The sequence below is a fragment of the Nitratireductor sp. L15S-10 genome (assembly GCF_045011005.1).
In the GTDB taxonomy this organism is placed as follows: Bacteria; Pseudomonadota; Alphaproteobacteria; order Rhizobiales; family Rhizobiaceae; genus Nitratireductor.
The window spans coordinates 3580055-3606529 of the sequence record NZ_CP120674.1; the positions used below are offsets into that span (position 1 = coordinate 3580055).

Below are 26475 nucleotides of genomic sequence, written 5' to 3' on the forward strand. Positions count from 1 at the left end.
ATGGGGGAAGTCCGCCCCCACTCCAAGCGTTATTTTCTGCGTGGTTTGGCGCGATGTGTCGCGGCTGCGCTGGCCGGATCTTCCGGCCAGACATGTTTCGGGTAGCGTCCACGCATATCGGCACGCACATCCGCCCACGAGCCGGCCCAGAAACCCGGCAGATCGCGCGTGGTCTGGATTGGCCTGTGGGCAGGCGACAGAAGCTCCAGTTTGAGTGGGATGCCATCGGCGACCGTTGGATGCTCTGTCAGGCCGAAAAGCTCCTGCACGCGGATTGCCAGCACCGGCCCCTCCGCCTCGTACCGGATGGGCACACGGCTGCCCGAAGGCGCATCGTAGTGGGTGGGCGCCATCTGGTCGATGCGCCTTTGCAACTGGTGCGGGACAAGTGCGGTCAACCCTCCACGCAAGCTGTGAGGTGCCAGTTTTGAAAGTGAAGCCTCGCCGCTCAGAAATGGCAGAAGCCAATCATCCAGCCGTTCGAGAAGCGCCACATCCGAAACATCCGGCCAGGGATCGCCCTTTGCCGCGTGAAGCCACGCAAGCTTGGCCCGCAGGGCGTTCATCTCCCTGTCCCAGGGCAGGAGCGAAAGTCCGTGCGCCCTGACAGCATCGATTAGTGCACGGTCGGCTTCGAGCCCTGATGGCGGCGGCAGCCCCTGCTCGGCCAAAATCAGCGCGCCAAGACGGCGAACACGCCGCTGTCGCACCGATCCCGAAGCACGATCGAAGCGCGTCTCCGTGCTTTCCTCGATCTGATCCCCGAGTGCGGCAATGATGTCGTCTTCACCGATGGCCGCTGCCTGGGCAATGCGTGCGTTCTGCGCCCGGCCCTGTAGATCCGCCACCACGAGATAATTCGCGCCGGAAAGCCGCTCTTCCGGTGCCACCACGCCGCCGCGCCCATTGGCCATCACGAAATGCCCGTGTGCGCCGCGGGCTTTGGCAACGCGGTCCGGCCATGCGTGGATCAGCAGAGCCCCCGCCTGCGGTACCTCACCGGATCGTGCGCCACCTGCGGTCCTGGCGAGCCGCTCTGCGAGATGACGTGCCTTTTCCGCCCGCGCGCCCTTCTCCCGGCGGAAGCGATGCAACCGGTCATCCAGATCGACGGACCGGCCACCCAGCCCGCGTTCCGACAGGAGAACGGCCAGTTCGGCTGCGGCAAGCGCATGACCATCTTCAGCCGCGCGCGCCACCATATGCGCAAGCCGCACCGGCAGGGCGAGGCGGCGCATCGCCTCGCCCGACGGTGTGAGGCGACCGCTCTCGTTCAGTGCGCCAAGTCGGCGCAGAAGACCGCGCGCTTCGGCAAGCGCCGGAGCCGGCGGGACATCGAGAAAGGAAAGAGATGCTGGATCGCTGACGCCGAAGGCGGCACAGTCGAGGAGCAGGCCCGACAAATCCGCTTCCAGGATTTCCGGTGGCGTGAACGCCGGCAGCGCCGCTGTCTGCTCCGCGCGCCAGAGGCGAAGCGCAATACCGGGCGCGGTGCGTCCCGCACGGCCAGCGCGCTGATCGGCTGAAGCGCGCGAAACGCGCACTGTTTCCAGCCGCGTAAGGCCTGTTGAGGGCTCGAACTTCGGCAGGCGCGACAGGCCGCTGTCAATCACCACCCGAACGCCGTCAATGGTCACCGAGGTTTCCGCAATGGCCGTGGCCAGAACCACCTTGCGCCGACCTTGGGCGGCGGGCCGGATGGCGTCATCCTGCGCACGCCCGTCGAGACCGCCATAAAGTGGCGTGATGTCCACATCGGCGGGCAGCCGTCCGGCAAGACGCTCGGCCGTCCGCTCGATCTCGCGCTGACCGGGCAGGAATGCAAGCACGCTGCCCTCCTCCTCCGACAGAACCGTGCGCACCGCCCGCGCCATGGTGTCCTCGATGGGCTCGCCTGAAGGGCGTTCCGCATGGCGCAGTTCGACGGGAAAACTGCGCCCTTCGCTCTCGATCACCGGCGCATCACCCAAAAGCGCTGCGACCCGCGCGCCATCAAGCGTGGCCGACATCACCAGAAGCCGCAGATCCGGCCGCAGAGCAGCCTGCGCATCAAGCGCCAGCGCCAGCGCGAAATCGCCATCCAGCGAGCGCTCGTGAAACTCGTCGAACAGCACTGCGGAGATCCCCGAAAGCTCCGGATCATCGACGATCATGCGGACAAGAACGCCTTCCGTCACCACGAGAATGCGGGTTCTGGCAGAGACCTTTTGCTCCATGCGCATGGCATAGCCGACGGTCTCACCCGGCTCTTCGCCAAGGAGTGCCGCCATTCGCCGGGCGGCCGCCCGCGCGGCAAGCCGGCGAGGTTCAAGGAGCACAATGCGCCCGCGCGATGCCCATTGGGCGTCCAGAAGCGCCAATGGCGCAAGCGTCGTTTTGCCGGCTCCGGGCGGTGCAACGAGCACTGCCTTGCCACGGGTCTTCAGTTCGGTAGTGAGCGCCGGCAGCACTTCCGTTACCGGCAGATCGGGCAGTTTCAGCCCCTCCATCACGCGCCAATCCGCACGATGTCACCGCATGCGGCCTCTGCGTCTGCCTCGTCATGCGTGACGAGGAGCACTGGTAGTCCACTGTCACGCGCCTTGGAAAAGACGAGTTCACGGGTCTGCGCACGAAGATCTGCATCAAGCTTGGAGAAAGGTTCATCCAGAAGCAGTGCGCGGGGCGAGGAAACCAGCACCCGAGCCAGCGCTACCCGCGCTTTTTGCCCGCCGGAGAGCGTGGCCGGATCCCGATTTTCAAGCCCTGCAAGGCCGACACCCTCCAATGCATGAGCAACATGCGCTGCACGTTTAGCGCGGCCGCGCACTGCCTCGGGCAGCGCGAACATCAGATTGCCGCCGACACTCATATGCGGAAACAGAAGTGGATCCTGAAACAGCACGCCCATATGCCGGTCTTCGGGTTTGAGCGCCGTCACGTCCACACCATCCACGAAGACCCGGCCCGTGGTTGAAAAAACCGAATCGAGAAACCCTCCGATATAGGCGAGCAGTGTGGATTTCCCCGCTCCAGACGGCCCCATCACGGTCAGGACTTCACCGGGCGCAACCTTCCTGGTGAGTGAGAGAATCTCGCGTCCTTCGAGTGTGATCGCCACCCCATCGATGAAGAGTCCGGTATCAGTCAAATCCGTTTCCGTTCAAACATGCATGTCACGATAACGGCGGAATATCAGCGCCGGCACAATGGTGGCAACGGCAAAGCCCGCGGCCGGCAACAGCATTTGCATGAAGGCATAAATTCCGATCACGCGGCGATTGCCGCCAGAAGCCAGCGCCACCGCTTCCGTGGTGATGGTGGTCAGCCGGCCGGCGCCCACCAGAACCGTAGGAAGATAGAGCCCGATCGAAACGGAAAACCCTATGGCTGCAACCGCAAGCAGCGGCCGCGCCAGCATCGGCAGGCGGATGATAAAGAAGCGCCGGACCGGGCCTTTCCCAAGGCCCGCCGCGATCTGATCATAACGGCGGTCGAAGGCACGCCACGGGTCCCTCAGGCTGAGCCAGGCATAGGGCAGCACGAAGACGAGATGGGCGAAGACAAGCGCTGTCCACGTGGCCTCCATGCCGGCGAGAATGAAGAGCAGTTGAAGCCCGAACAGAAAGGCCACCTGCGGCACGAGCAACGGCAGATAGAGCACCGTAAGCGCTCCGCGCCCCGGCGGTCTTGCGGTCTGGTCCTCTCGTGCGAAGCAGAGTATGGCGATCACCACGGCGATCACCGTCGAGACGAGTGCAACTGACAACGTGGTCGCCAGCGGTTCCATGAGGTTGGGCAGGACGCGCATCCAGTTGCGCAGTTCGAACCGCGCCGGCAGCACGTCGGGGTATTGCCAGAGGCCCGCGACAGACCACAGCGCCAGCGCCGTCATGCCGGCAAAGATAGCTCCCGCCGAAGCGAGCATCACGGACAGCGCGCCTAGCCTCAGGACGCCGTCGCGCCGAAACCGGCGCCCGGCACAGGCAAGACGCTCGCGCACTCGCGCGCCAATCCTCTCCAATCCGATCCAGATGACGACTGCCGCCGCCGTCACGCCCAGTTGCAGAATGGCACCTGCCGAGGCGAGGAAGCGCATGGACAGGTCCGGGTCGTTCATCCAGTTGACAAGCCGCACCGCGAGCGGCGCCGGCGTTGTGGGGCCCAGTATGGCTGCGACATCCACCACCGAGGTGGCGAATGCTATGACGGCGAAGACCGGCAGGCGGATCTGCGGATAGATCGAGGGCCAGAGGCCAAACACGAAGCCGGAAATGCGCCCATATCCCATCGATGCGATCAAAGCCCGCATGCGCGCCGGCTTGACCTGCGGCAGGGCTGCCAGCGTGACGAGCAGTAGAAATGGTATCTCCTTCACGATCAGCCCCGCCATCATCGAAAGGCCGAGGGGATCATGTATGATGAGGAGATCCGGCGGCCGCTGCCATCCAGTCAGTTCCGGCGAGATCATGCGTGCGATCAGGCCGGAAGGCGCGATGAGGAAAGCTAGCGCGAATGCCGTGGCCGCATGCGGCACTGACAGAAGTGGCGACAAGAGATGCTGTATGCGCACAAAAATGCGTGTGCCGCCCCATGCGGCCGTGAAAAGCATCACGGTCAGGAGTGAAAACGCAGCTGTGACGAGCCCCGCCGCAAGGCTCATCAGCGCCGACATAAAGATGGCCGGTTCGGCAAACAGCCTCTGAAATGGTGCAAGGTTAAACGACGTTCCGCCCAAGGCTGGCAGATAGCCGAAGGCAGGCAGGATGGTGCCGGCCAGGCCGGACAAGACCGGGACCGTCAGGAGTCCTATGGCGAGAATGGGACCGAGGCGCGTCAGCATGGGGCCATAGGCTTGAAATGCAACCGAAACACCCGCGTAGCAACCAGGTTAATTGCCAACCCCATAGCGGCGTTTCCACTCGGATTCGATGCGCTCCATCCAGCTTGGATGCGGCTCGTCCAGCGCGGGGCCAAGTTCATCCGGCCGCAATGTCGCAACGCCAAGGTCGATGGCATCGAAGCGGGCGCGCTCTTCCGGTTCCAGCTTGTCGAGCGCAAGGACCGTCGGGTCACCCCAGCGCGCCGGATCCTGCTTGCGGGCCTGCGCCTCCGGTGAAAGGAAAAAATTGGCCGTAACCAGCGCACCCGCCTTGGCCGTAGCGTTGTAGGGGATGGTCAGAAAATGCGTGTTGGAAAGCGTGCCTTCGGGAAAGGTGAAGGAGCGCACCGTGTCCGGCAATTCGCCATTGGCAATGGCATTCGAGGCTTCCGCTGGATTGAAGGCAAAGATGATGTCGAGCTCTGAATCGGCCAGAAGCTGCTTCATCGCCGGGTAATTCTGTGGATAGGCACGGCCCGAGCGCCACATCACCGGGTTGAGCGCGTCGAGATAGTCAAACAGGGGCCTGGTTACCTGATCGAAAGTGTCTTCATCGACCGGCACCTGGAGCATTTCGGGATTTTCGACAGTTTCGGCAAGCACCTGTTTCAAAAACGAAGTGCCTATGAAGTCCGGCGGCTGCGGATAGGAAAAACGTCCCGGATTTTTCTTTGCCCATTTCAGCAGACTGTCCGCGTCCTGCGGCAGGGTGTGCACTTGCGTACGCGCGGAATCGTAGAAAAACACGAGCTTCGCCATGCCCCAGGGGCTTTCCAGCCCTTCGACAGGAACGGTGAAGTCGGTTCGGATGGTCGGCTTGTTTTCGACGTCCACATAGGCCCAGTTGGGCAATTTCTCCGCCCAGCCGGGAGATAGGAGCAACCCCTGCCGTTTCATGGCTGCAAAGTTCTCGCCATTGATCCAGATGAGATCCACCGTCCCGCTCTCATCGCGGCCCGCCGCCTTTTCCGCGACCACGGTGGCGACTGCGCTCGCGGTATCCTCAAGCTTCACATGTCTGAGCGTGACGCCGTAGCGTTCCTTCAGTTCCGCACCGGCCCACTCGATATAGGCATTGATGTTCTGCGACCCGCCCCAGGCGTTGAAATAGACCGTTTCCCCGCGCGCATCTTCCAGAACAGACGCCCAGTCATCGGGATTGGGCCCGCCCTGACCAGCGCTTGCGGAAACGGCACCGAGCGCCAGAATGGCCGTCGAAAAAACAAGTGACCTCACGCAAATCCCCTGACTCGCCCAGAATTGAAATCTCGACGATAGAGCACGCCGTGACTTCGCAAATCAACGCAAACCACCTCGCGCTACGGTCACTTCACGGTGAGCGTCAGGTGAAATGAAGTATCAGCCGGCGGCCTCCGTACCCGCTCCAGGGATGTGCAATTCGATCCGGTCGGCAGCGAAGCGGGTCTCGGAATACTGCACCGGTGAGCCCTCGGTATCCACATTGATGGCGATGGTGACAAGGACGATTGCGCCGGGCGAGAGCTTCAGGTCTCCCAGGTCACCGGCGTCGGCGTGCCGTGCCGTTACCGTCGTGCTCTGGCGCAGATAATCAGCAAGCCCCAGTTCCCTGAAGGCTGCGGTGATCGAGTGCGTGCGCCCAAATGCCTCCGCCATGCCGCAGAACCGTTGCGCATCAAACCAGCTTCGGGCCCGGGAAACGGGCCGTCCGTCAGCGTGCGAGCGTGTTTCGAGCCGGATCACGGGGGAGCCGGGAGCAAGCATCAGAGCGCGCGCGACATCAATCGGCGCCGCTTCGACCGCATGGGCGAGGAGGTCGGCCGCAAGCCCGCGCGACTGGCCGGCCAATCCCTCGGAGAAGCGCGTGCGATTGCGGATGGGATAGGCAAGCCGCTTTCGCCCTTCCACAAAGGTGCCTCGCCCCTGCTCGGCTCTGAGCACCCCCTCCTGAACAAGCGCGGCGATGGCCGTGCGCACCGTGTGACGATTGACACCAAAGCGCTCGGCCAAAGCCATCTCGGGGGGCATACGCCCATCACTGCCAATCGCGCCTTCACCGATCTCGCGTCGCATACGGTCGGCGATCTGCCGCCACAGAGCTACACCGCTGCGCCTTTCAATCATCGTTTCGGCCATCTACACCGCTTTTCTATCTGCTTCGCCCGCATTGTCATCAACACGTCATGGACACTCGGTAGGCAGAAGTCATAATATGTTTAGTTGTCTAGAACAATAGACAAATTTAATGTCGACGAGAATGGAGCCATCATGGTCTCACGACAGGAAAGACAGGCCCTCAACGAGCAACGCCGTGAGGCAATGGCAGTGCTGGCAAAGGCAAATGGAAGTGATCTGCTTGCGCTTTGGAACGAGGCTGGGCTGCCGGATGACGCCAAGATCCTTCGCGGCCCGGAAACCGGGCTCGTAACTGTCCGCGGTCGCATGGGGGGTGGCGGCGCGCCGTTCAATTTTGGCGAAGCCACCGTCACACGCGCCACCGTCAAGCTACCCACAGGAGAAGTTGGGCATGCCTATGCACTCGGCCGCGAAAAAATGAAGGTGCGGGTCGCTGCTCTCATCGATGCGTTGCGCCAGAAGCCGGACCTGCAGGACCAAATCGAGGACAAGATCCTCGGTCCATTGCGTGCGCGCCAGGCTCAGGCCGACGCCACACGCCGCGCAGAAACGGCTGCCACCAAGGTCGATTTCTTCACCATGGTTCGGGGAGAAGACTGATGCTTGATTCCATCGCCATCGAAGGTGGCTTCCAGAAGCCGGTCTTTGACGCGCAGACCGTTTTTCGCGCAGTTATGCAGGCCATGGCGGAGCCGGGCACGATCCACCGGGGAATGGCGCTTGCCAAACCACCCGCACCACTGACACCGGAGGCAGCCGCTGTCGCCCTGGCGCTTTGCGACCAGGACACACCAGTCTGGCTCGATCCGGCACTCGCCGCCGAAGAGGCCGTCCGCGCCTGGCTTGCTTTTCACACCGGCGCACCACTCGCCAACACGCCAGCCGATGCGCATTTTGCGTTCTCCGCCGACCCGGAACACCTGATCGGTCTGGAGAACTTCGCTCAGGGATCGCAGGAATACCCTGACCGCTCGGCCACGCTCGTGCTTCAGGTGAGCGATCTTTCGGGCGGCGAGGAACTGACCCTCAAGGGCCCCGGCATTGAGAGCGTGGCGCGTCTGGCGCCGCGACCACTGCCGCGTCATTTCATCCGCCAATGGGCACAGAACCATGCGCGCTTTCCCCGTGGCGTTGATCTGATTCTGGTCAGCCGCGAGGGCCTTGCTGCCCTGCCCCGCTCCACCCGCATCTCCAGCCAGGAGGCCTGAGCCATGTATGTAGCTGTCAAGGGCGGTGAAGCCGCCATCCAGAACGCACACCGGCTTCTGGCCGATCGCCGGCGCGGCGACCGAAACCTGCCCTCGATCACACTCGAACAGATCGCCAGTCAGCTTTCGCTCGCCGTCGACCGTGTCATGTCCGAGGGCTCGCTCTACGACACGGGCCTTGCGGCACTTGCCGTCAAGCAGGCGCGCGGCGACATGATCGAGGCGATCTTCCTTCTGCGCGCCTACCGCACCACCCTGCCACGCTTCGGCTATTCGCGCCCCGTCGACACGGCGGCCATGCTGGTCGAGCGACGCGTTTCCGCTACCTACAAGGATCTGCCCGGCGGGCAGCTTCTGGGTCCCACCTTCGACTACACGCACCGCCTGCTTGACCCGGAACTGGCTGAAGACGCCGAGCCGGCAGCGCCTGAAGCGCGCAGCGAAGCGGAAGAGGCCATGCCTCGTGTGTCCGACATTCTCGCCAATGAAGGCCTGATCGAGGAAGACGGTTCGCTGCCGGAAGACCGCGAGCCCGGCGACATCACCCGCGAGCCGCCGGAATTTCCCATGGAGCGCGACCAGCGCCTTCAGGCCCTGTCGCGCGGTGACGAGGGGTTCCTGCTGGCGCTCGGCTACTCCACCCAGCGCGGCTATGGTCGCAACCACCCCTTCGCCGGCGAAATCCGCATTGGCGAGGTGGATGTGGAGATCGACGTGCCGGAACTCGACTTCCCGCTCACGCTCGGCCGCATCCGCGTCACCGAATGCCAGATGGTCAACCAGTTCAAGGGTTCGAAGAAGGTACCGCCGCAGTTTACCCGCGGCTATGGGCTGGTGTTCGGCCAGTCTGAGCGCAAGGCCATGGCCATGTCACTGTGCGACCGGGCGCTGCGCGCCAACGAGCTGGATGAAGACATCACCGCACCGGCGCAGGATGAGGAGTTCGTCATTTCGCATTGCGACAACGTGCAGGCGACCGGTTTCGTCGAGCACCTGAAGCTACCGCATTATGTCGACTTCCAGGCCGAGCTTGGTCTGGTCCGCCAGATGCGCCGCGAATACGAGGAGCGCCAAGAGGGCGCAGCCGCAGACACCGAGCGCCGGGAGGCCGCCGAATGAACGCCCACACCGACAACATCGCCCAGTATAACTTCGCCTATCTGGACGAACAGACCAAACGCATGATCCGCCGTGCGATCCTCAAGGCCATCGCCATTCCCGGCTATCAGGTGCCATTCGCCAGCCGCGAAATGCCGATGCCCTATGGCTGGGGCACTGGCGGCGTGCAGGTGACGGCATCGATAATTGGAACGGACGATGTGCTCAAGGTCATCGATCAGGGTGCCGACGACACCACCAACGCCGTCTCCATCCGCGCCTTCTTCCAGAAGGTCGCCAATGTTGCGGTGACCACCCACACTGCGGACGCGACCATCATCCAGACGCGCCACCGCATTCCCGAAGAACCCCTGAAATCCGGCCAGGTGCTCGTCTATCAGGTGCCGATCCCCGAGCCCTTGCGTTTTCTCGAACCGCGCGAGACCGAGACGCGCAAGATGCATGCGCTTGAGGAATACGGCCTCATGCATGTGAAGCTCTACGAGGACATCGCCCAGCACGGCCACATCGCCACCACCTTCGCCTATCCGGTCAAGGTCGAAGGACGCTATGTGATGGACCCGTCGCCGACGCCGAAATTCGACAATCCAAAAATGCACATGTCGAAGGCGCTCCAGCTTTTCGGCGCAGGCCGCGAGAAGCGCATCTACGCCGTGCCGCCCTACACCCGTGTCGAAAGTCTCGATTTCGAGGATCACCCCTTCGAGATCCAGACCTTCGATGAGCCCTGCGCGCTGTGCGGCGGCACGAATGTCTATCTCGACGAAGTGGTTCTCGATGATCGCGGCGGGCGCATGTTCGTCTGCTCCGACACCGACAATTGCGAGGCGCGCCGCGCCGAGGGCCATCGCGGACATCTGTCCGGCGAAGAGGCTGCAACCGTCTGATGCGCAAACTTCTGAAAATTCGCGGAGAAATCCAATGACCGACGAACCGCTGCTTCGCGTTCGCTCCATCTCGAAATTCTACGGCAACCGTATCGGTTGCAACGACATCTCCTTCGACCTGTGGCCGGGTGAGGTTCTGGCTGTGGTGGGCGAATCCGGTTCGGGCAAGACCACCCTGCTGAACTGCCTGTCGACGCGCCTCCTGCCGACCTCCGGCACTGTCTCCTACCGCATGCGCGACGGAGACTTTCACGACCTCTATCGCATGAGCGAAGCCGAACGCCGCTTCCTGATGCGCACCGACTGGGGCTTCGTCCACCAGAACCCCGCGGACGGTCTGCGCATGACGGTCTCGGCGGGGGCAAATGTCGGCGAGCGGCTGATGGCCGTGGGCCAGCGCCATTATGGCAATATCCGCGCCACCGCCACCGACTGGCTGGGCCGCGTGGAAATCTCCGAGGATCGTATCGACGACCAGCCCCGCGCCTTTTCCGGCGGCATGCGCCAGCGTCTGCAGATCGCCCGCAACCTCGTCACCGGTCCGCGCCTCGTCTTCATGGACGAGCCGACCGGCGGTCTCGATGTTTCGGTGCAGGCCCGCCTGCTCGATCTCCTGCGCGGCCTCGTTCACGAACTGGGCCTCTCGGCAATCGTCGTCACCCACGACCTCGCGGTCGCCCGCCTTCTCTCCCACCGTATGATCGTCATGAAGGACGGTCACGTGGTCGAAAGCGGCCTCACCGACCGGGTGCTCGACGATCCGCAGGCGCCGTACACCCAGCTTCTCGTTTCCTCCATTTTGCAGGTGTGATCATGGCAACGCCCCTCGTCGTCTCCGAAGTCTGCAAGAGCTTCACCATGCATCTCCAGGGCGGCATTCGCCTCCCCGTGGTGACCGATGTCTCCTTCTCGCTCTCCGCCGGCGAATGCGCCGTGCTTGGCGGCCCCTCGGGCGCCGGCAAGAGCTCCATCCTCAAGATGATCTATGGCAGCTACGCCATCGACAGCGGCCAGGTGATCGTCACCCATGACGGCAATTTGGTGAACCTCGCCACCGCCGACCCACGCACCATCATCGCCATCCGTCGCGATACGATTGGCTATGTGAGCCAGTTCCTGCGCGCCGTGCCGCGTGTTTCCGCGCGCGATGTGGTGGCTGAGCCGCTGATTGCACGCGGCGAAGCTCTGGAAACCGCACGCGGCAGGTCGGAAATTCTGCTGGAACGCCTCAACCTGCCCGAACGCCTGTGGGACCTGCCGCCAGCCACCTTCTCCGGCGGCGAACAGCAGCGCGTGAACATCGCCCGCGGCTTCATCACCGATCATCCGGTGCTGCTTCTCGACGAGCCGACCGCCTCTCTCGACAAGGCCAACCGCGAAATCGTAATTGCCATGATCGGCGAGAAAAAGAAGGCGGGCGTGGCGCTGTTGGGCATTTTCCACGATCAGGATGTGCGCGATGTGGTTGCCGACCGGATCATCGACGTCACCGAATTTGCACCGAACAGGAAAGCGGCATGAGGAAGCTCTCCGTGGAGCCCTGTATTCATCCGACCGCAGAGGTGAATGGCACAACGCTTGGCCGCTACACCGAAGTGGCCGAGCGCACGCGCCTTCATGAAACGGCGCTCGGCGACTATTCCTATGTGATGCAGGATTGCAGCGCCTGGTGCGCAGACATCGGCAAATTCTCCAATATCGCCGCCGCCGTGCGCATCAATGCCACGAACCACCCGACCTGGCGTCCCACCCTGCATCATTTCACCTATCGCTCCGCCGACTATTGGCCGGATGCTGAACATGACAGCGCGTTCTTCGACTGGCGGCGGGACAACATGGTCAGGATAGGACATGACACCTGGCTCGGTCATGGCTCCACGATCCTGCCCGGTGTCACCGTTGGTGATGGCGCCGTCGTCGGTGCAGGTGCCGTGGTCTCGAAGGACGTTGCGCCCTACACGATTGTCGGCGGGGTGCCCGCGCGTCCGATCCGGGAGCGCTTCGACCGAAAAACCGCCGAACGTTATCAGGCACTTGCCTGGTGGGACTGGAGCCATGACAGGCTGCGCGGCGCGCTGGAGGATTTCCGCTCACTCGATGCGGAAGCGTTTCTGGAGAAACACGAGATCTGAACCCGCGCCATCACGTCGCAACTTTCCCTGAATATAATCGTCAGGTTTTTATTGACAGGATCAAAGACCTGCGGTTTTTATGATCCTGCATCCGCGCGATGCGTCCATGATGTCTGGGCCTTTAACCCTTTCGATCGCAGGACGTCTGTCGTTGCCCGCTGATTTGTGTGCTGTCTCATCCGACGGCATGGCATTGTGATTGCTGGGCGCTTCTTCCGACAAACTCCGGCAACAGGGTTTTGGTTCTGCATCCGGGACCGACCTTGCAAAGCCACGGAGTTCCGACGTCGCCATGCTCGTCTGTCAGTGCAATTTGATCACCCAGAAGGAGGTCGAGGATACGATCGTCTCCATGCTGGATGAGGATCCCTGGCAATTGATTGTTCCGGCAAAGGTCTATCACACCATGTCCAAGCGCGGACGGTGTTGCGGCTGTTTTCCGAATGTCGTGGAAACAATCATCCGTGTCACCGAAGCCTATCATGCACGCCTTGATGCTGCCCAGAATGCTGCTACCGTGACCTATCTTGATCAGGTACGCGCGTTGCGCGAGCGTTTTGGAAGGAAGTTCAATGAAAGGCGACAAAAAGGTCATCGAGCGGCTTAACGAGGCGCTCACCCACGAGCTCGGCGCGGTCAATCAGTACTGGCTGCATTATCGCCTTCTTGAGGACTGGGGTTTCACCAAGCTCGCCAAGAAGGAGCGCGAAGAATCCATCGAGGAGATGCACCACGCCGACAAGCTCGTCGAGCGCATCATTTTCCTCGAAGGTCATCCCAACCTTCAGGTTGTTGGCCCGCTGCGCATCGGCCAGAACATCAAGGAAGTGCTTGAGGCCGATCTTGCTGGCGAACATGACGCCCGCAAGCTTTACAAGGAAGCGCGCGACGACTGCCACGATGCGGGCGACTATGTTTCCATGAAACTCTTCGAAGAGCTGCTGGCCGACGAGGAAGGTCATATCGACTACCTCGAAACGCAGCTTGAACTCCTTGAAACAATCGGCGTGGAAAAGTACGGCCAGCTCAATGCCGGCCCGGCCGACGAAGCCGATTGATCAAGCCTCTGGGATGGCCGGTTGAAATGTTGATCCGGCCACCTCTCGTCGCGATCTGGCACAAATCCAGGACACGCGGGATTGCCTAATGGGCCTCGGGCCGCTCTTTGCGGTGGGGCGTGATCGCAACTTTGGCGGTTGCAGCCCCGGTCCCGGCCCGTTCAGCAACGACCACCAATCCTTCAATAGGTTCGCCACGATCCCGGCGGATCACTGCCTTTTCAAGCAGTACCGGTTCAAATCCCGCATCTCCCATGACCGCCCGCAAATGCGCCTCGGAATGAGCGTAGCGCCGCGAGGGACGCAGCACCATTGCCTCCGGTCCCGCATGATGTTCGACTGAAAAAACGAAAAGGGCCCCCGGCGCAAGCGAGGCTCCGGCCACTGCAAAAAGCCGGTCGAGCGAACCCAGATACATGAAAACGTCTGCCGCGGTCACCAGATCGGCCTCGCGGGGCAGCTTGGTGAGTGCGGAGAGATCGGCCCGTTCCAGCCGGTCGTAGATCTGTTTGTCATCCGCACGCTTCAGCATTTTTGCCGAGATATCGATCCCTTCAAGAAAGCTGACATGGGCTCTCAGTCGCTCGCCCATCAAGCCAGTGCCGCATCCAAGGTCGACGGCATGAGCGAAAGCATGTTTTCCGATCCGCAGAAGCGCTTCCTCCAGCAATTCGGGTACGCGATAACCGAGCTTGTCCACCAACGCCGTGTCGAAAGTTTCGGCATACTGATCGAACAGGGTTTCGACGAAAGCCGATGGAACGGCGCCAAGACCATCGAGCGCACCGAAAAGCTCCAGCTTCAACGCCGCACCCAGCCGATCCATTTCATCGAGCCTGAGCACATTTCGCCAGGCGTCCAGCGCGGCTGCGACCTCGCCTGCCTCTGCCAGCATCTCACCGTGGCGAAAATGTCCTGCCGCCCAATCCGGCGCACGCGCCAGCGCCTCACCCATCAGGTCTGCCGCGGCTTTGAACTCCCCACTGTCGAACAGCATCTCGGCATAGTCAGCGCGGCGATCGGCGAGCAGATCACCCGAAGTGAAGAAGATCGGCTTCATGCAGTGTTTTTCCAGGAAGCCCGCATGCGGGCGGTGAGCGCTTATGCTCCCGGAAATCTCTCCTGACAAGTCGGACTTTCGTTGCCTGAAAAATGACCTATCTTCTTACGTCATGAAGCCGCAGAACCTGCTCCAGCCGCGCCCGGCGGGACTTTATTGCCCGCCCGGTGATTTCTACATCGATCCTGTGCGCCCGGTGGAGCGGGCCCTGATCACGCACGGGCATGCCGATCACGCACGTGCCGGGCATGGGCAAGTTCTGGCGACCAAACAAACGCTCGACATCATGGCGCTGCGTTATGGGACAAATTTCGCCCGGAGCCGGCAGGCCATCAGTTACGGCGAAACGCTAACGCTTGATGGTGTGGGCGTCTCTTTTCATCCGGCTGGCCACGTGCTGGGTTCGGCACAGATCGCCGTTGAGAAAAGCGGCCTGCGCATCGTCGCCTCGGGCGATTACAAGCGCCATCCCGATCAGACCTGCGCGGCCTTCGAGCCCGTGCGCTGTGATGTCTTCATTACCGAGGCGACCTTCGGACTGCCTGTTTTCGTTCATCCAGACCCCTCGCAGGAGATCCGGCGTCTGACCGCGTCATTGATGCAGTTTCCTGAGCGTGCGCACATTCTGGGGGCTTACTCGCTCGGCAAGGCGCAGCGCGTTATCAAACTCCTTCGTATAGCGGGATACAATACGCCGATCCTCATTCACGGCGCCTTGGAAAAACTCTGTCGCTATTATGAGGGGCAGGGCATCGACCTTGGCGAACTCGAACCCGCAACTGTTGAGAAAGACCTTGCCGATCGCGCTGCGGGTCGCGTTATTGTCGCACCTCCATCCGTGTTCGGCGAACGCTGGACGCGGCGCTTCGCCGATCCGCTCAACGTCTTTGCCTCCGGCTGGATGCGCATCCGCCAGAGGGCGAAGCAGCGCGGTGTCGAACTCCCCCTGATCCTTTCTGACCATGCAGACTGGAATGAGCTGATCGCCACTATCCGAGAAACGGAGGCAGGCGAAGTGTGGGTAACACACGGTCGCGAGGAAGCCATCGTGCGCTGGTGTGAACTGAACGGCATCAAGGCCCGCCCGCTCAACCTTGTCGGTTATGAAGACGAGGCCGAGTGATGCGAAACTTTGCCGATCTGCTCGACCGTCTCGTCCTGACCCCGTCCCGGAATGGAAAAATCCGCCTGCTCACAGATCATTTCAAAGCCGTTCCCGACCCTGATCGCGGCTACGCGCTAGCTGCGTTGACTGGAGGACTCGACTTTCCCGCCGTTAAACCCGCCATGCTGCGGACGCTGATCGGCGAACGCATGGACGAGGTACTTTTTGCCTATTCCTACGATTATGTCGGAGATCTCGCCGAGACCATATCGCTCGTTTGGCCGACCACCCTGGAAGAGGAAACCCCGCCGCCGCTTTCCGAAATCGTTCAAACGCTCTCAAGGCTCGGTCGAGCCGAGGCCCCTTCCGTCATGGCGGGCCTCCTTGACCGGCTCGATCCCGCAGCCCGTTTCGCACTTATCAAACTGGCCACCGGCGGCTTGAGGATCGGCGTCTCGGCACGACTTGCGAAGCAGGCCCTGGCAAGGTTCGGCGACAGGGACATCAGCGAGATAGAAGAACTCTGGCACGGGCTCGAACCGCCCTATGAAACGCTCTTCGCGTGGCTGGAAGGCAAAACTCAAAAGCCTGTCAGTACAGCAAAAGCGCTGTTCCGGCCGGTCATGCTTGCCCATCCCGTCGGCGACGGGGAGCTTTCAAAGCTGGACCCTGCCGACTACGTGGCCGAATGGAAATGGGACGGGATCCGCGTTCAGGCAGTGTGCGAAGACGGTGTCAAACGGCTCTATTCGCGCACAGGCGACGACATATCCGGTGCATTTCCGGACCTCCTGTCATCGTTCGAAGCCGAAATGACTTTGGATGGAGAGCTCTTGGTCGGAAAACCGGATTTACGAACCGGCACCTTCTCGGACCTGCAGCAGCGCCTCAACCGCAAGACGGTCTCGAAGAAGATGCTTGGCGAGTACCCGGTCTTCCTCCGCTGTTACGATCTGCTCCAGGCGGAAGGAGAAGATCTGCGCGCCCTCCCCTTCATCCAGCGCCGGGCGGCACTGCAGGAGCGGATATCGGGGCTGTCGCAGGATCGTTTCGATCTGTCCCCGCTCGTCGATTTCACAAGCTGGGAAGATCTGGACGCCAAACGCCGCGCGCCTCCGCATCCGGTGATTGAAGGGGTCATGCTGAAGCGGCGCGATTCCTCCTATGTTCCCGGCCGCCCCAAAGGCCCATGGTTCAAATGGAAGCGTGATCCGTTCATCATCGATGCAGTGCTGCTTTATGCGCAACGTGGTCACGGCAAGCGGTCGAGCTATTACTCCGATTACACATTCGGTGTATGGACCGGGCCCGAAGACGCACCCGAGCTCGTCCCTGTCGGTAAGGCCTATTTCGGTTTTACCGATGAGGAACTGAAGCAGATCGACAAATATGTGCGTGACAACACGATCGAGCGTTTCGGTCCGGTCCGATCAGTCCGCGCCGAGCGCGATCGCGGTCTTGTTCTCGAAATCGCATTTGAGGGGCTTAATCGCTCAACGCGACACAAGTCAGGCGTGGCGATGCGCTTTCCGCGGATTTCCCGTCTGCGCTGGGACAAGCCGGCAGCGGAAGCGGACCGGCTTGAAACCCTGACCTCAATGCTCGATAGCTAGGTCATTGCGTCGCAATGGCCGCGCGGATGGAGAAGACGTCAAGCGCATGACCCTCGCCGGTGGCATCCGGAATAATGGTGATCGTTCCACCGCTGCCGGGCGATTGATTGGGCAATTCGACCTCGAAGAGATAGTCTGAACGCGTGGGCCCGACCACGTAGCGGGTGCGGCCGCAACCGCCAAGGGCGCCAAAGTTGCAGGAGAGCGAAAGTTGCGTCTCCTCCCCGTCCTGCGCTCTCGCCTCGATGCTGAAAATGGCGTTGCGTCCGGCGAGCGTCTCCAGAACGCCGCGCCCGACATCAAAGGAAATCCCTGCCCCACCGGACGTGCTGACCTTGAGAAAAACCTGATCATCGTTGCGCATCACGTCAATGTTGCCGCCATCCGGCGCCGAAACGGTGGTCGGGTCGCTCGGGTCAAAGATCGTGATCCATTCGCCCTCCGCGCGGCTCCCGCGGGGCCCGGAGGATGGCGTTTCGTCTTCAGCCGAAAAATTGTCCTCCTCCAGGGAAAGCGGCGGATTGCGCACGCTGGTGTCCCTTTCATCGCTGGACATCAGAATCCCACTGGACATGGTCCACCAGAGCCCCATGCCAAGAAATGCCACGACTGTCGCGACCAGAAAGAGCATGGCGTAAGAACGCCGTTGCCGTGGCAAGGCGGCTCGGATACGGCGCTTTGCCTCTTCCGGTGAGGGCTCGTCCGACAAGCCGCCGCGGTCACGCGGGTCGATCTGTGGAGCGAATCCCTCGTTTTTCTGCTTGGGGCGTGGCACGCCGCGCGCCTCAGGTTCAACTTGTGGCGAGGGAGCCTGCCGCTCTCGCGGCGCAGGCTTTGAAACCGGAGGGACCCTGTCTTTAGGTGCGGCGGGAACAAATTCGGTCTCGATCTCGGTGATCGTTGTCTTCAGGTTCTCGCGCCTGGCAAGTTTTGCTTCCTCGGAAAGATCGTCGCGCGCTTCGAGCGTGCGCTCAAGCGCAGCGAAGGCAGAACGATACACCTTTTCACGAAAGGGCCGTTTGCTAGCGTCGCCCTTTTCGAACGCCTTTCTTATCGCATTTTCTATCGCGTCCAAGGCTGGCTGCCCTCTTTGCCTGTCTTTGTCACATGGTTAACCGTTGGTGAGTATGCAATCAACGGTCATAACAAGGTGTGAACAATCGGCTATTCGCGCCCTGATGAGGGGTAGCCTGGTTTTTCTCCACCCTAACCACGCCCGAGGAGTTCAGAATGCGGGATTTCGCCCTGGAGGTTCACTTTTCGCGCTGGGAGTTCAATGCCCGGCATCACATGACAGCTTCCGATATGGAGAGCATGACGCTGGGCGAACTGACGCAGATGGCCGGGCCTTCCGCGCGCGAAGAGCTCGACAGGCTGTGGCTCGGCTACACGGAAACCTGGGGTGCGCCGGACCTGCGCGAGGCCATTGCTGCCACCTATCACGGTCTTTCCGCGCGCGACGTCCTTTGCTTCGCCGGTGCCGAAGAAGGCATTTATGCGGCCATGCGGGTGATGCTCTCGCCCGATGATCACGCCATCGTTTCTGTTCCAAACTACCAGGCTGCAGAAACCGTGCCGCTCGGGCTGTGCGCTGTGACCGGCGTTCCGCTTCTGGAAAACGACAACTGGCGGCTCGATCTGGATGCGTTGCGTGCCGCAATCCGCCCCAACACCAAACTCATCTCGGTCAACCTGCCCAACAATCCGACCGGCGCGCTGATGCCCCAGGATGATTTCGCCGCGCTCGTTGCGCTCTGTCGCGAGCACGATCTCTACCTGTTCAGCGACGAGGTCTATCGGCTGCTAGAAAGCGATGAAAACAAGCGCCTGCCGCAGGCCGCCGAAGCCTATGAAAAGGGCATTTCCCTCAATGTCATGTCCAAGGCCTATGGTCTGCCGGGCCTGCGGATCGGCTGGATCGCTTGCCGCGACACGGCGCTTTTGCAGAAGCTCGAGCGCTACAAGCATTACCTGTCCATCTGCAACTCTGCCCCGAGCGAGCGGCTGGCGGTGATGGCGCTTTCAGTGCGCGACCGCATTCTTACGCGGAACCGCTCGCTGATCGCGGAGAACCTGGAGAAAATGGACGCATTCTTTGCCGAATACCCGGATCTCTTCGACTGGAAGCGCCCGGATGGCGGCTGTGTTGCCTATCCGCGCTATAACGGGCGGGATGGGGTCGAACGGTTCTGTCACGATCTCGTGGAACAGGCAGGTGTTCTTTTGTTGCCCGCCTCGGTCTATCGCTCGGAACTGATGGAGACCCCAGCAGGGCGCTTTCGCATCGGCTTTGGGCGCAAGGGGATTGATGCCGGGCTTGCCGCGATGCGAGACTTTCTCGGGCGGCGGCACAACGACATTAAACCCGGTTGAAACAAGAAGCGCGCAAAATGTGGCGATGGAGGTTTTCAACCGGGACCAAGATGCTGTAAAAGTTTTGACGTTTACGAATACGTCAATTTAGGGGAAATCACATGGCGCTTCCGGCCGTTTTCGACACCTTGCGTTTGCCCGTCGTCGGCGCGCCTTTGTTCATCATCTCGCATCCGCCTCTGGTGACCGCACAATGCAAAGCCGGGATTGTGGGCTCCTTTCCAGCACTCAATGCGCGCCCCAAAGAGCAACTTGACGAATGGATATCGCAGATCAAGGAGGAACTGGCCGCGCATGATGCGCAAAATCCGGACCGGCCAGCTGCACCTTTTGCCGTCAACCAGATCGTCCATCGTTCCAATGATCGGCTGGAGCATGACCTGAGGGTCTGCGTGGACCACAAGGTGCCGATCGTCATCACCTCGCTCGGGGCTGTAGAGGAGGTGAACCAGGCCGTCCATTCCTATGGTGGCATCGTGCTGCACGACATCATTCACGATCGCCATGCGCGAAAGGCTGTCGAGAAGGGCGCGGACGGGCTCATCGCCGTGGCCACGGGGGCCGGCGGACATGCCGGTACGCTTTCCCCGTTTGCTCTCGTTCAGGAAATCCGGCAATGGTTCGAGGGGCCGCTGCTTCTGTCAGGGGCCATCGCCAATGGCGGCGCGGTGCTGGCGGCCGAGGCAATGGGAGCGGATCTTGCCTATATCGGTTCACCCTTCATCGCCACTCAGGAGGCGCGCGCCACCGACGATTACAAGGAAATGATCGTTTCCTCGCGTGCTGCCGACATCGTCTATTCAAACCTCTTCACGGGCGTGCACGGCAACTATCTGAAGGGCTCCATCGTCAAGGCCGGCATGGACCCCAACAATCTGCCGGAAGCCGACCCCTCCAAGATGAATTTCGCCAGCGCCGATGCAAAGGCCTGGCGGGATATCTGGGGGAGCGGTCAGGGCATTGGCGCAGTGAACGAGATTGCGAGCACGGGCGCTCTGGTGGATCGTCTTGCGACCGAATATGCCAGAGCGAAGGATCGGGTCTGCGCGCCGCGCTGACCCTTCCGCACTTCACCGCACTTCACCCCGGCAGGCCCTCCAGCCGGGGAATTTCGCTCAATCCTTCGTCCCAGTCGGCACGACTGGACATGCAGATATGTGCGGTCGGAGGTGTTGAAACCGGTGTATCAAGACACCCTGCGGGAACGATAACCATCGCCCCGCCTGCTTCCGATCTCGGTAAAGCCGAGCCACAGGTCTGACAAAAGCTCCTCCGGTGCCGCGCCCCCGGCACACGGTAGCTTGCTATACTCTCTTCCCCCGAAAGCCAGGTAATCTCTGCCTCGCTCGAAAACAGATTGGCCGCATGGGCCGAGCCAGACCCCTTGCGGCAGCGCGAACAGTGGCAGAGATAAAACCGCTCGAACGCACCTGAGATTTCATATCTTACCGTCCCGCACAGACAAGCGCCGGAATGCTTCGTACCCATTGATCATCTCCTCAAAGATGACGCCTCTTAGCACATCCCGGGAGAAGACACATCGCCACGACGCAACCCTGCGCGCGGCAGCAATGTGGACTGTCAAGAAACCGTCATCCAGTCGACATGCAGGTTTCATCCACACCCATTAGGCGAATGAGCAACAAGGGCGAAAAGCCTGCGGGAGAGCCGCAACAAGGCGCTTAACGGGATAAGCAAATGCTTGAAATTCGACAGGTCACCCGACGCTTCGGTCCGAACACGGCTGTGCGCGATGTGGAACTGGAAATCGAACAGGGCCAGATGGTCGGTGTCATCGGCCGTTCCGGTGCCGGAAAATCGACGCTTCTGCGCATGATCAACCGGCTGATCGATCCTTCGGAAGGCTCGATCTTCTTCCACGGCAAGGAAGTCTCCGCGCTTCGTGGGGCGGAGCTGCGCCGCTGGCAGCGCGACTGTGCGATGATCTTTCAGCAGTTCAACCTTGTGCCGCGCCTCGACGTGCTGACCAATGTCCTGCTTGGGCGGCTCAACCACCGCTCCACCGTTCTGAACCTGATGAACATGTTCACCCGAGAAGAGCGCATCCGCGCCATCGCCGCACTGGAGCGCCTCGACATTGCGCAGACTGCCCTGCAGCGCGCAGGCACGCTTTCCGGCGGCCAGCAACAGCGCGTCGCGATTGCCCGTGCGCTCATGCAGGAGCCGAAGGTGATCCTCGCCGACGAGCCGATCGCCTCGCTCGATCCGCTCAACGCCAAGGTGGTGATGGATTCACTCTCTGACATCAATGCTCGCGAAGGCATCACGGTCATCACCAATCTGCACACGCTCGACACGGCACGCGCCTATTGCAATCGCATCATTGGCATGGCGAAGGGCGAAGTGGTGTTCGACGGCCCACCGGAAGCGCTGACGGGCGACGCCGTGCGCACGATCTATGGTGGTGAGGAAGGTGCGGAGCTTTCGGAAGCCATCACCTCCACCAGCATCAATGTTCCGGCTCCCCAGCCAGCGAAAAAATCGACGGGTCAGGCCCAACCGGCACTCGCCGTCGTCTGACCCACGGGATCGCCTGGCCCGCGTAACGGGCCGTTCTGCCTGAAAACCCGCCGGCGGCAAGAGCCGGCATCCAAACGGAGAGACGTCATGTTCAAGAAAGCTCTTATGGGCGCCGTCGCGCTCACTGCATTGATGGTAGGCGGCGCACAGGCCGAAGACCTGAAGGAATTCCGCATCGGCATTCTCGGCGGCGAAAACGAAGCCGACCGCCTGCGCAATTTTGCCTGCATTTCCGAGAAACTTCCCGAGGTAATCGGCGTCGAGAAGGTTTCACTCTTTCCTGCGGCTGACTATGACGGCGTGATCCAGGGGCTTCTTGGCGGCACCCTCGACTATGCCGAACTCGGTGCTTCCGCCTATGCAAAAGTCTATCTGGAAAACGCCGAGGCCGTGGAGCCTATCCTGACGACGGTCCAGACCGATGGCTCCACCGGCTATCATTCAGTCATGGTGGCCCGCAAGGATTCCGGCATCACCTCGCTGGAAGACATGAAGGGGAAGAAGCTCGGCTTTGCCGACCCCGATTCCACCTCCGGCTACCTCGTGCCTGCCGTAACGCTCCCCAAGGCCATCGGCGCTTCGGTTGAAGAATTCTTTGGCGAGACCGGATTCGGCGGCGGCCACGAAAACCTCGTTCTCGAAGTGGTGAAGGGTACCTTTGATGCCGGCACCACCTGGGCTTCCGGTGTTGGGGAATTCTCCGACGGCTATACCTCCGGCAATCTGCACAAGATGGTCGAGAAGGGCATTCTCGACATGGACGATCTGGTGGAACTGTGGAAATCGCCGCTGATCCCGAACGGCCCCGTTGTCGTGCGCACCTCCATGGACGCCGACATGAAATCCAAGTTCAAGACCTTCATGATGGAGCTCCCGGAGACGGATCCCGAGTGTTTCTCCGCCATCCAGGGCGGCGACTACAAGGGCTACACCGAAGTGACGCCGGCATTCTACGAGCCGATCATCGACGCCCGTCGCTCCAAGATCGGTTCCTGATCCCTTTCCCGTAATCTGACGCGCCGCCGGCCCCGCCGGCGGCGTTGTTGCACAGGCGTGCCAGACATGACAGCAACGACCCATTCCCCGCTTCTTTCCGAAGCCGGCGAGGCCGTGGAGCGCCATTGGCGCGAACTGGCCGGACGCCGGCGGCTCTATACCATTGGCGGCATCGTGTTCATGGTTCTCGCCATGAGCGGTTCGCTCTGGTTTGCGAATGAATCGAACGCCGGCAAATTTTTCGACCGGCTTCCCTACCTGTTCGATTTCGTAGGCCAGATGCTGCCGCGCGATGGGTGGGAAATATGGCGCGCCTTGTTCGACCTGCCATCGCCCTATGACGATGGGAGCCTCAAATACAATTATCCCGAAGGGCGGGTTTATTTCACCGAGACCTTTTATCTGCCCGAGTATTTCTACAAGATGCTGGAGACCATCAACATTGCACTGGTTTCCACGCTGATCGGTTTCGGCCTGGGCTTTGTGCTGTGCTTCCTCGCTGCATCGAACCTGACCACGCGACGCTGGCTGCGTTTCTTCGTACGCCGCTTCATGGAAGTGCTGCGCGCTTTCCCCGAGATCGTGATCGCCGGCTTCTTTCTCGCCATCCTCTCGCTCGGCGCAGTCCCCGCGATCATCGCGGTCTCCATCCACACGATTGGCGCACTCGGCAAGATGTTCTTCGAAGTAGTCGAGAACGCCGATATGAAGGCTGAAGAAGGCCTGCGCGCTGCCGGCGCAAACTGGGTGGAGCGGGTGTGGTTCGCAATCGTTCCACAGGTCATGCCGAACTTTCTGAGCTACGCTCTTCTGCGGTTTGAGATCAACGTGCGCGCCTCCACGATCATCGGCGCGGTAGGCGGCGGCGGCATCGGCGAGGCGCTGCGCCTCTCGATCAGCCGCACACATGAGGCAAAGACGCTCGCCATCATCCTTCTCCTGTTCTGCACCATCGTCGCTGTCGACCAGTTTTCGGCCTGGCTGCGCGGTCGCCTTGTCGGCAAGCAGGCATTTGAATTCGGCCGGGGAGCCTGATCATGACCGAAACCGAAGCCAACGCCATTGCCGCGCGCCATGCGGACGTGTTTCATCGGCCAGTGATGGAGCGCCTGCGGGGCTTGCTCATCATCTGCGCAGTCGCGCTCTACATGGTCTTTGCCTGGTGGCTCTTTGCCGTGGGGCAGGTCGTCTCCAACGGCAACTGGGATATTGCAGGCAGCTATCTGGCCGATTGGGTTTCGTATGAAATCCGCCCTGACATCGAGTATGACGGCGATGCGCTGGAGATTTCTTTCCCCCGCTTCTCACCGCTGGGGGACAATCCGAAACCTGACTGGCTGGCAACGGAAACAGCAATTGTCGAACGCCGTCGCGCAGTGACCACTCAAGCCACAGACACCGGCAGCGGCCAAACCAGTGGCGCAGGTTTTCTCGGTGCGCTCGACACGAAGCCGGCTGCGAAAGATGATGGTGGTTTCCTCGGTGCCATGCCTTCTCCCTCCGCGCCAACCGAAGCACCGACCGCAAAACCCGCACCGGCGGAGCCGATGGTAACCCGGGAGGAAGCCATTGTGAGCGCCGATATTTCCTTCGGTGGTGACACGCATATACGCGTTCAGCCAGGCTTCGTGACTGTCGCGTACAATGGTGAGGTACTGGAACTCGATATAGAAGAGAGGGAAGCCGTTCATGCGCGCGGTCCCCTGCCCGACTGGGCCAGCCAGCGCGCGCCCGGTGCCAAGGTGATCGTACGCTTCGGCTTTGCCGGCCGTGCGGAAATCGAGGATGATGAAGTCAAGGTGCGCCGTCGTTTTCTCGGCTGGGAAAACTTCTTCTTCGACACGCGTTCGCCCTATTGGGGCATGTCGACGAGCGAAGTTCTGGGGACGATCTTTTTCGGTGAGCGCATTGAGGAAGGGTGCTCCAATCTGGCCATCGCCTGGGACAACATCGTCAACAATGCCGACTGGCAGCATGGCGATGTCTGGCTGAAACTACTGCAAACAATCGTAATGGCATTTGCCGGCACTGTGTTTGCTTCGCTTCTGGCCTTTCCGCTGGCTTTTGCGGCCGCGCGCAACATCATGCCCAATCGCTTCGTCAACCATCTTCTGAAGCGCTCTTTCGATTTTCTACGCTCGGTGGACATGCTGATCTGGGCGCTGTTCTTCACCCGGGCGTTCGGGCCGGGACCGCTTGCCGGCATTTCGGCGATCTTCTTCACCGACACCGGCACCTTCGGCAAGCTTTACTCGGAAGCGCTCGAGAACATCGATGACAAGCAGCGGGAGGGCGTGCGCTCCGTCGGCGCCTCGCCGTCATCCGTGCAACGCTTCGGCGTCGTGCCCCAGGTCCTTCCCGTTTTTTTGAGCCAGTCCCTCTATTTCTGGGAGTCCAACACGCGCTCTGCCACCATCATCGGCGCAGTGGGTGCAGGCGGCATCGGCCTCAAACTCTGGGAGGCCATGCGGACCAATCAGGACTGGGAAAACGTTGCATATATGGTCATCCTGATCCTGCTGGTGGTTTTCATCTTCGACAACATCTCCAACGCGCTGCGTCAGCGTCTCATCGGCAGGCAATGAGGTGGATGATGACGCGACGGAATTTGGCTGATAGCTTCTGTGGTCCTTTCGAGGGATTCGTTAACCTGTCACACAAATCGCCTATTGCACCGCAATCGGCGAGGAAAAGCTCATGCGCTACGCAATCTACTTCACACCCGAACAGGATGACCCGCTAACGCGGGCCGCCGCCCGTTGGTTGGGACGCGATGCCTTTACCGGCGCATCGCTCACGCCGGTGGATGCCGGGCCCTTTTCGGCGGCGGAGATCTCGTTTCACACGGCTGCGGCACGCCGCTACGGATTTCATGCGACGCTCAAGGCCCCGTTCCGGCTAGCCGAGGGCCAGAGCGAGCAGGCGCTGATCCAGGCGCTGGCAAAGTTCTGCGCACAGATGGAGCCGGTAACGATCCCGCGCGCGGTGGTGCGCAGGCTGGACGGCTTTTTCGCGCTTGTTCCCGAAGAGCGCTCCGAACGGCTGGACGCGTTGGCCGGCAGTATCGTGGAGAGCTTTGAAGCGTTTCGCGCTCCGCTGACCGCCGGGGAGCTTGAACGGCGTAATCCGGAAAACCTCACGCCGGCGCAGCTCAAGAATCTGCACAAATGGGGCTACCCCTATGTGTTCGAGGAATTTCGCTTCCACATGACCCTGACCGGACGCGTGCCCCAGGAAGAGGCTCCGCGCATGGAACGCGCCATCGATGCCTTCTTCGGGCCGCTTTTGTCGGAACCATTGGAAATCGGCTCGCTGGCTCTGTTCATCGAGTCGGAGCCGGGTGCGCCGTTCCAGGTGAAATCCTTCCAGACGCTTGGCTGGAACAAGACAAGAAAGACCGCCTGATA

Annotated in this window: 26 protein-coding genes; 18 read left to right on the plus strand and 8 right to left on the minus strand. The window is 61.3% G+C overall.

Annotated features, from left to right (window positions below):
• Positions 1-29: 29 nt before the first annotated feature.
• The 5 genes from hrpB to phnF form a co-directional block, all read right to left on the minus strand.
• Entirely contained in the window at positions 30-2489 is a 2460-nt protein-coding gene (hrpB, locus tag P2W41_RS17025; RefSeq protein ID WP_404933855.1) for an ATP-dependent helicase HrpB, read from the minus strand.
• Positions 2489-3130, minus strand: a complete 642-nt coding sequence (locus tag P2W41_RS17030) for an ATP-binding cassette domain-containing protein (RefSeq protein ID WP_404933856.1) — start codon at positions 3128-3130, stop codon at positions 2489-2491. Before P2W41_RS17030 ends, hrpB begins: the two co-directional genes overlap by 1 nt.
• A gap of 12 nt (positions 3131-3142) precedes the next feature.
• Complete coding sequence (locus tag P2W41_RS17035; protein WP_404933857.1) at positions 3143-4822, minus strand: ABC transporter permease; 1680 nt, start codon at positions 4820-4822, stop codon at positions 3143-3145.
• 48 nt (positions 4823-4870) lie between these two features.
• Complete coding sequence (locus P2W41_RS17040; protein ID WP_404933858.1) at positions 4871-6097, minus strand: ABC transporter substrate-binding protein; 1227 nt, start codon at positions 6095-6097, stop codon at positions 4871-4873.
• Between the two features lie 123 nt (positions 6098-6220).
• On the minus strand, positions 6221-6964 hold the full coding sequence (gene phnF / locus P2W41_RS17045; protein ID WP_404933859.1) for a phosphonate metabolism transcriptional regulator PhnF: 744 nt from the start codon (positions 6962-6964) through the stop codon (positions 6221-6223).
• A 144-nt stretch (positions 6965-7108) separates the two neighbouring features.
• Between phnF and phnG the strand changes: the two genes are divergently transcribed.
• The 9 genes from phnG to bfr all read left to right on the plus strand — a co-directional run bounded on the left by phnG (position 7109) and on the right by bfr (position 13380).
• Positions 7109-7576 (plus strand): phosphonate C-P lyase system protein PhnG, encoded by a 468-nt coding sequence (phnG, locus tag P2W41_RS17050; RefSeq protein ID WP_292898876.1) that lies wholly within the window; start codon positions 7109-7111, stop codon positions 7574-7576.
• Positions 7573-8184 (plus strand): phosphonate C-P lyase system protein PhnH, encoded by a 612-nt coding sequence (gene phnH, locus P2W41_RS17055; RefSeq protein ID WP_404935010.1) that lies wholly within the window; start codon positions 7573-7575, stop codon positions 8182-8184. The genes phnG and phnH overlap by 4 nt, the downstream gene beginning before the upstream one ends.
• Before the next feature lie 3 nt (positions 8185-8187).
• Positions 8188-9303 carry a carbon-phosphorus lyase complex subunit PhnI gene (locus tag P2W41_RS17060; RefSeq protein WP_404933860.1) on the plus strand — a complete coding sequence of 372 codons (1116 nt, stop codon included), beginning with the start codon at positions 8188-8190 and terminating at the stop codon, positions 9301-9303.
• Entirely contained in the window at positions 9300-10190 is an 891-nt protein-coding gene (locus P2W41_RS17065; protein WP_292898872.1) for an alpha-D-ribose 1-methylphosphonate 5-phosphate C-P-lyase PhnJ, read from the plus strand. Before P2W41_RS17060 ends, P2W41_RS17065 begins: the two co-directional genes overlap by 4 nt.
• Before the next feature lie 34 nt (positions 10191-10224).
• A complete protein-coding gene (gene phnK, locus P2W41_RS17070; RefSeq protein ID WP_404933861.1) occupies positions 10225-11001 on the plus strand; it encodes a phosphonate C-P lyase system protein PhnK in 777 nt (258 codons plus the stop codon).
• A gap of 2 nt (positions 11002-11003) precedes the next feature.
• Entirely contained in the window at positions 11004-11711 is a 708-nt protein-coding gene (gene phnL, locus P2W41_RS17075; RefSeq protein ID WP_404933862.1) for a phosphonate C-P lyase system protein PhnL, read from the plus strand.
• Positions 11708-12322, plus strand: coding sequence for a DapH/DapD/GlmU-related protein (locus P2W41_RS17080; protein ID WP_292898866.1), 615 nt, complete (start codon positions 11708-11710; stop codon positions 12320-12322). The genes phnL and P2W41_RS17080 overlap by 4 nt, the downstream gene beginning before the upstream one ends.
• A 292-nt stretch (positions 12323-12614) precedes the next feature.
• Positions 12615-12929 carry a (2Fe-2S)-binding protein gene (locus tag P2W41_RS17085; RefSeq protein ID WP_292898864.1) on the plus strand — a complete coding sequence of 105 codons (315 nt, stop codon included), beginning with the start codon at positions 12615-12617 and terminating at the stop codon, positions 12927-12929.
• Positions 12895-13380, plus strand: a complete 486-nt coding sequence (bfr, locus tag P2W41_RS17090) for a bacterioferritin (RefSeq protein ID WP_292898862.1) — start codon at positions 12895-12897, stop codon at positions 13378-13380. The genes P2W41_RS17085 and bfr overlap by 35 nt, the downstream gene beginning before the upstream one ends.
• An 85-nt stretch (positions 13381-13465) precedes the next feature.
• On the opposite strand, the gene P2W41_RS17095 is transcribed toward bfr, so the two are convergent.
• On the minus strand, positions 13466-14440 hold the full coding sequence (locus tag P2W41_RS17095) for a methyltransferase domain-containing protein (protein ID WP_404933863.1): 975 nt from the start codon (positions 14438-14440) through the stop codon (positions 13466-13468).
• Positions 14441-14552: 112 nt separating this feature from the next.
• Between P2W41_RS17095 and P2W41_RS17100 the strand changes: the two genes are divergently transcribed.
• Together P2W41_RS17100 and P2W41_RS17105 are read left to right on the plus strand one after the other, a co-directional pair.
• Entirely contained in the window at positions 14553-15563 is a 1011-nt protein-coding gene (locus P2W41_RS17100) for a ligase-associated DNA damage response exonuclease (protein WP_404933864.1), read from the plus strand.
• Positions 15563-17158 (plus strand): cisplatin damage response ATP-dependent DNA ligase, encoded by a 1596-nt coding sequence (locus tag P2W41_RS17105; RefSeq protein ID WP_292898856.1) that lies wholly within the window; start codon positions 15563-15565, stop codon positions 17156-17158. Before P2W41_RS17100 ends, P2W41_RS17105 begins: the two co-directional genes overlap by 1 nt.
• A 1-nt stretch (position 17159) precedes the next feature.
• On the opposite strand, the gene P2W41_RS17110 is transcribed toward P2W41_RS17105, so the two are convergent.
• Entirely contained in the window at positions 17160-18158 is a 999-nt protein-coding gene (locus tag P2W41_RS17110; RefSeq protein ID WP_292898854.1) for a hypothetical protein, read from the minus strand.
• A gap of 230 nt (positions 18159-18388) precedes the next feature.
• Between P2W41_RS17110 and P2W41_RS17115 the strand changes: the two genes are divergently transcribed.
• Complete coding sequence (locus tag P2W41_RS17115; protein ID WP_404933865.1) at positions 18389-19531, plus strand: aminotransferase class I/II-fold pyridoxal phosphate-dependent enzyme; 1143 nt, start codon at positions 18389-18391, stop codon at positions 19529-19531.
• Positions 19532-19632: 101 nt separating this feature from the next.
• Positions 19633-20589, plus strand: a complete 957-nt coding sequence (locus P2W41_RS17120; RefSeq protein ID WP_404933866.1) for an NAD(P)H-dependent flavin oxidoreductase — start codon at positions 19633-19635, stop codon at positions 20587-20589.
• 22 nt (positions 20590-20611) lie between these two features.
• Here P2W41_RS17120 and P2W41_RS17125 read toward each other — a convergent pair whose 3' ends face one another.
• Positions 20612-21019: a GFA family protein gene (locus P2W41_RS17125; protein WP_404933867.1), complete on the minus strand. Its 408-nt coding sequence runs from the start codon at positions 21017-21019 to the stop codon at positions 20612-20614.
• Between the two features lie 210 nt (positions 21020-21229).
• On the opposite strand from P2W41_RS17125, the gene phnC reads away from it, so the two are divergent.
• The 5 genes from phnC (at position 21230) to P2W41_RS17150 (ending at position 26473) form a co-directional block, all read left to right on the plus strand.
• Positions 21230-22072: a phosphonate ABC transporter ATP-binding protein gene (gene phnC, locus P2W41_RS17130; protein ID WP_404933868.1), complete on the plus strand. Its 843-nt coding sequence runs from the start codon at positions 21230-21232 to the stop codon at positions 22070-22072.
• Between the two features lie 87 nt (positions 22073-22159).
• On the plus strand, positions 22160-23068 hold the full coding sequence (gene phnD / locus P2W41_RS17135; RefSeq protein ID WP_292898844.1) for a phosphonate ABC transporter substrate-binding protein: 909 nt from the start codon (positions 22160-22162) through the stop codon (positions 23066-23068).
• Between the two features lie 66 nt (positions 23069-23134).
• Entirely contained in the window at positions 23135-24103 is a 969-nt protein-coding gene (gene phnE, locus P2W41_RS17140; protein WP_292898842.1) for a phosphonate ABC transporter, permease protein PhnE, read from the plus strand.
• Between the two features lie 2 nt (positions 24104-24105).
• Positions 24106-25653, plus strand: a complete 1548-nt coding sequence (gene phnE / locus P2W41_RS17145; protein WP_404933869.1) for a phosphonate ABC transporter, permease protein PhnE — start codon at positions 24106-24108, stop codon at positions 25651-25653.
• Positions 25654-25765: 112 nt separating this feature from the next.
• Positions 25766-26473: a DUF1045 domain-containing protein gene (locus P2W41_RS17150; RefSeq protein WP_292898838.1), complete on the plus strand. Its 708-nt coding sequence runs from the start codon at positions 25766-25768 to the stop codon at positions 26471-26473.
• Positions 26474-26475: the final 2 nt, after the last annotated feature.